The 1,727-nt window shown below is 47.8% G+C and carries 1 protein-coding gene; it reads right to left on the bottom strand.

What is annotated here, in order from left to right; genetic code table 11:
* Window positions 1-45 precede the first annotated feature (45 nt).
* Window positions 46-1,689: an IS66 family transposase gene (gene tnpC / locus ACTNDQ_RS15300; protein ID WP_441064995.1), complete on the bottom strand. Its 1,644-nt coding sequence runs from the start codon at window positions 1,687-1,689 to the stop codon at window positions 46-48.
* Between the last annotated feature and the right edge of the window lie 38 nt (window positions 1,690-1,727).

The following is a 1,727-nucleotide window of genomic DNA, read 5'->3' as shown; positions in this document are numbered from 1 at the left end:
GGCGTAGTGCATAACAGAAGTTTTTTTGTTATACTCACTACAGATTCATTTGAAGCACTTTTTATTTCGTATTTTAAGCCTGCAGGTATCCGGTAGCTCTGGCGACCACGGCAGGTACCGATCTATGATTTCCGGATGCTCCAGGTGATGATTGTTTGGCATTTCTGTGAGCAGATATTTCAGGTATTCGTATACGTCCAGGTTATTGGCACGTGCGCTCTCTACCAGTGTATACAATACTCCATTTGCAAAAGCACCCTTCGGAGTATCTGCAAACAGCCATGCACGTCTTGCTGTTGCAAATGGCTTTATGTTTGCCTCACAAAGATTATTAGAGATTGGCAGCCTGCCATCTTCCATAAAAGTTTCAAGATATTTTTTCTGGTTTGTGGCGTAATGAAGTGCCTTGGTCAGGTTTTCATTTGTCGTATACAGGCCAGAGGTCTTTTCCAGCCACGCCCAAAAGGCATCAAGGATGGGGCGTGATGCATCCTGACGCTTCTTTTTTCGTTCTTCTATTGGCAGGTCTTTGATCTGTGCCTCTACTCGGAATAGAAGATCGATATAACCGACCGCTTCGGCACCTTTTGAACCTGGGATTGCTTTCCCTTTCCTATCTAACGGGATACTGTCCAGGAACTTTCGGCGCACGTGCGACCAGCAAAGGGAACGGGTGATGTTTTCAACCTTCTCGTAGCCACTGTAGGCATCTGTTACAAGATATCCCGAGAATCTTTTCAGAAGATCCTTTGCAACGTCTCCGTTACGCGTACGGGAATAATAGAAGAATGCCGCTCTGACCTCTTCGTCTGCCGCACTCCGGATCACCCACATGAAAGACTGGCTGCTGGCTTTTTTTCCGTCTTCCTTGTTACACTGGATACGCGTTTCATCCATATGCAGGATTGCACACTCCATCAGCCTTGCATGGATCGCCCAGTAGACCGGCTCCAGCCATTCCTGGCTGCAGCGGATGATCCAGCGTGCCATGTTTCCCCTTGGGAGTACCAGGCCTAGCCGGTGCCAGTCATTTTCCTGACGGGCAAGCGGAAGTCCCAAGGCAAATTTCTGGTACATGATCTGTGCCACAAGAGATGGCGTGGAAATGGAATGGGGAAGCAGCGGAGCCGGTACGGCTGCTTTCTGCATATGGCAGTTCGGATGCTCACTTCCTTCTGTCCCACAGCTTACACATTTTACCACCTGACGGATGATCTGCTTTACGGTCACTTTGGCCGGCTGAAACTCCACTTCTGTGCGGACAACTTCCCTTCCTACCACTTTCAGTTCACTTCCACAAATGCTGCAGGTCTCGTCAGCCGGAAGGATGTATTCTTCAATTTCCTGTGGAAGTCCTTCCAGCATCTCTGCACGTACTCCAGGTTTCCTTGGTGTACGGGTATGGGGTTTTACAGAGATCTTCTGCCTCTGTGTTTCCAGTTCTTCTGCTAATTCCTGCGCGGTTTCAAACAGAGACAGCTGTCCTTCTAACTGGCTGGACGCTTCTGTAGAGGACCCGAACAGCTTTTTGCGAGCATGCAGGAGTGCCTGGATCATATTTTCAATCTGGATATTCTGTTTTTCGATCTTCTCATTTTTTTCTTCTATGATCCGGTCCTTTTCTTCAAGCTGCTGTTTCTGTTTTGCAGCAAGTTCCCGAAGCATAAGCAGTTCCTCATGCTCTGTCATGTATAGGATCTCCTTGTTTTTTACTGCTTATATTTTAC

This window comes from Blautia massiliensis (ex Liu et al. 2021) (genome assembly GCF_052064225.1).
GTDB classification, from domain to species: Bacteria; Bacillota; Clostridia; order Lachnospirales; family Lachnospiraceae; genus Blautia_A; species Blautia_A fusiformis.
The sequence above is the reverse complement of the archived record's forward strand: the minus strand, read 5'-3'. Positions and strand labels throughout refer to the sequence as shown.